The sequence below is a fragment of the Variovorax sp. P1_H2 genome (assembly GCF_056405295.1).
Window position 1 is genome coordinate 1 of the sequence record NZ_JBFUCJ010000244.1, and the last position, 3,096, is coordinate 3,096.

Here is a 3,096-nt window from a genome sequence, read left to right on the forward strand (position 1 = left end):
TGCCATCGGTCACGGCGATCACGTCGCCGGCCGCTGCGCCGGAGACCAGGCTCACCTTGACCTGAATGCCGGCACCCAGCTCGGGGCCGCTGATGACACCATCGTTGTTGGCATCGCTGACGATCTCGACGCCGATGACGGGCGCCGTCTGGTCACCGCCCACGATCTCGACCGGTTCGGACTTGTTGCCCGAACCATCGATCGCCTCGATCGTGCCCGGCTCGCCTTCCGGCAGCGGGTTGGGTTCGATGCGCCAGTTGCCGTCGGGATCGACCACGGTCGAGGACACGTTGCCATCGCCGTCGGTGATCTTGATGATGCTGCCCGGCTCGCCAGTGCCCCCGATTCCGTTGCCGTTGTTCTCGGTGACCGAAGGAGCGTCCGGTGCTTCCGTGTCGCCGGCGTCATGAGGAACCACCGTATCGGCGCTCTTGTTTCCGGAACCATCGACCGCGCTCCCGATCACGTCGCCGCTCGGCTGGGTGCCGTCCGAAATCRCCTTGAAATTGCCGTCTTCACCGACCGCAACCGTCTTCGTGCTGCCATCGGGAAAACGAATCTGCACCGTGCTGCCCGGCTCGGCCTGGCCTGTCACGACCAGCGAACCCGAGGCATCTCGACCGATCTGGAGCACCGGCGCGGCGGGCGCCGTCGTGTCGAGGTCGAGGAACAAGGGCGAGCCGGATCCACCACCGCCGCTGGCGGCCGACACAGCCGCACCCGCCGCAAGGCCGCCACCCAGCACCCACGCCAGCGCGCCGAGATCGAAATCCTGCTGCAGCATGAGCGGCTCGATCGAGTCGATGCTGGAGAAGCCGACCGTCAGTTCGCCCTGACCCTCCGGGAAGGCGGCCAGCCACAGGCTCTTGTCGTCGCCTTGCAGCACCAGATTGCTGGAGGCCCCATCGAAAGACTGGAAGAAGTTCTTGATCGTGATGACCTCACCCGACTGCGTAACCACCACGAGGTCGTTGCCCTCGCGCTTGAAGGTCTTGATCTGCGCACGCGGGAGAGCGAGTTGGACGACCGATGCCGAGGTCAGCGAGATATTTGCACTGGAAACGCTGCTGGCTGCAGCATTCTTCTTGTCGATGATGGTGATCGTAGCCATGAGTTCGCGATGAATGGTTCAGAAATGCCCGGAACAAATTTCCAGTGGGCTCGGTTTATTTGCCGAATTGCCGCCGACGACAACAGCCGCAGCAAATGGAAATAATCAACATTTAGTATGTTGTAACCACGCATCGAAAGCTCTGAGATTTCTCTGAAAACTGCTCTGGAAACCCAATGAAAAGAACGCCAACGTCGTACATCCCGAGCAAGCCGGGCGCAGCGAACGTGACATAAGTCACAAATGGCAACGCAGCCAAGTATCAAATTCAGATTTATTTTTTCGCCCTTCATCTGCAATTGATTCAAGCCGTCTCGGCAAACAGATTTCGACTCTCGGCCTTTGAAATGCCTCGATCTTTGTGAACATCGAGAATTAAAAAGGCTCGAAAGAACTTACGAAGTGCGAAGTCGCCAATGGCCCCCGGTACGACATGGCCGGCGGCAAAAAAAAGCAGTACGCGAGCGCCATCGGTAGATAGACCGCCGAGATGGGGCAGGCACCGCGCAGCATGCGCCGGCGCACGAAGCCAACGAAGGTCGACCCCGACGGGGCGTCCACCGCGCACCGTGCCCGTGCAGGTCACTGCCCGGCGAGTCCGCGAAACGGCAGCACGGTGCAAGCGGAGCCGGCCTGGCCAGCACGGCGTGCGAGCGCTGGGGCGGACCCTCGAGAAATCAGGTTGGACTGTGGTTCGCCCACCTGGCATTCATCGTCGATTGCCCCGCTGCGCTCCTAGAGCGGAAAGGCCGCCAGCCCCCGTTGCCCCTCGCCCCCCTCGACCGGCGTATGGGCCGTGTTCATGATCCAGCAGACCATCGTGAAATAGCCCACCAGCGCGGCGAGATCGACCACCGCCGCCTTGCCGAAGCTGGCCTCGGCCGCCGCGTAGGTCGGCTCGCTGACCCCATGGTGCCGCAGCAGCTCGAGCGCGAAGTCGAGCGCCAGTTGCTCGTCGTCGGCCAGTGGTGTCGCCCGGCGGCCGAGGCGCAGCGCCTCGACCGCACCTGCCTCGACGCCGGCCTTGACCGCCGCGCCCGCATGCAGCACCCATTCGAACTGGTTGCCGACGTGGCGCGCGACCGCGCAGATCACCAGCTCGCGCACGCGTGCATCGAGCGTGCTGTCGAAGCGCAGGTACTCGCCGAGGCTGCCGATGCGCTCCATCAGCACCGGGCTTTGCAGCAGCGGCACGAAGGGACCGAAGACGGCCTTGCGCGGGCCGTCGATCAGCGCTTGCGCAGCCGCGCGCTGTGCCTCGGTCATCGCTTCGGCGGCGGGCAGCGGCAGGCGCTCAGCCCAGGGTTCGGTATGGCCTTGTCGGATCAGCATGCGGGTTCCTTTCAGTTCAATGATTGTCGAGCGCCTGGCACCGGCCGGCGCAGCAGCCAGGCGGCGCTGACGATCAGCGCCACGGCGCCGGTTGCCAGCGCGACGAAGAGTCCGCCGAAGCCCTGCGCCCCGCCGCTCAGGGCCGACGACAACACCGGCCCGGCCATCTGGCCGATGGCGAAGGCCGCGGTCATGCGGCCGAGCGCGCGTGCCGGATCGCCCAGCGCTGTGGCCTTCGCCTCCTGCATGCCGGCCATGGTGGCGACCATGAAAGTCCCCCCGACCAGCAGCGCGGCCGCGAGCACGGTGCCCGTCGACAGGTGCAGCGCCGGCAGCAGGCAGCCCAGCGCCATCAGCAGGTGGCTGCCCGCCAGCACACGCCGGCGCGAGAGACCCGACATCAGCGCGCCTGCGAACAGCGTCGACAACGCGGCTGCGGCACCGAACACCGGCCAGGCCGCGCCGAACACCGAGGGGTCGTCCACCACCGCGCGTGCCAGCACCGGGAGAAAGGTGGCGGGCAGGATATAGCCGAAGCCGAGCACGCCATAGCAGACCACCAGCCCCCACGAAGCGTCGCCGGACGAAGCGCYGCCCGGCGCCGCCCCCCGCCCCGCCGCGGCAACCGGAGCGGCCCCGCGCGGCATCAGCGC

At 65.8% G+C, this 3,096-nt stretch carries 3 protein-coding genes; all 3 read right to left on the reverse strand.

The genetic code is table 11. From position 1 onward, the window contains the following. Positions 1-1,111, reverse strand: a 1,111-nt coding sequence (locus AC1D2E_RS35320; RefSeq protein WP_478201708.1) for a BapA/Bap/LapF family prefix-like domain-containing protein, incomplete at its 3' end; no start/stop codon positions are given. A 735-nt stretch (positions 1,112-1,846) separates the two neighbouring features. Next, entirely contained in the window at positions 1,847-2,443 is a 597-nt protein-coding gene (locus AC1D2E_RS35325; RefSeq protein ID WP_478201709.1) for a carboxymuconolactone decarboxylase family protein, read from the reverse strand. Positions 2,444-2,454: 11 nt separating this feature from the next. Further along, the coding region (locus tag AC1D2E_RS35330) for a YbfB/YjiJ family MFS transporter (protein ID WP_478201710.1) at positions 2,455-3,096 on the reverse strand (642 nt) is incomplete at its 5' end.

Excerpts from the sequence above, each read along its gene's own strand:
- AC1D2E_RS35325 (WP_478201709.1), bottom strand. The coding sequence starts at position 2,443 with ATGCTGATCCGACAAGGCCATACCGAACCCTGGGCTGAGCGCCTGCCG.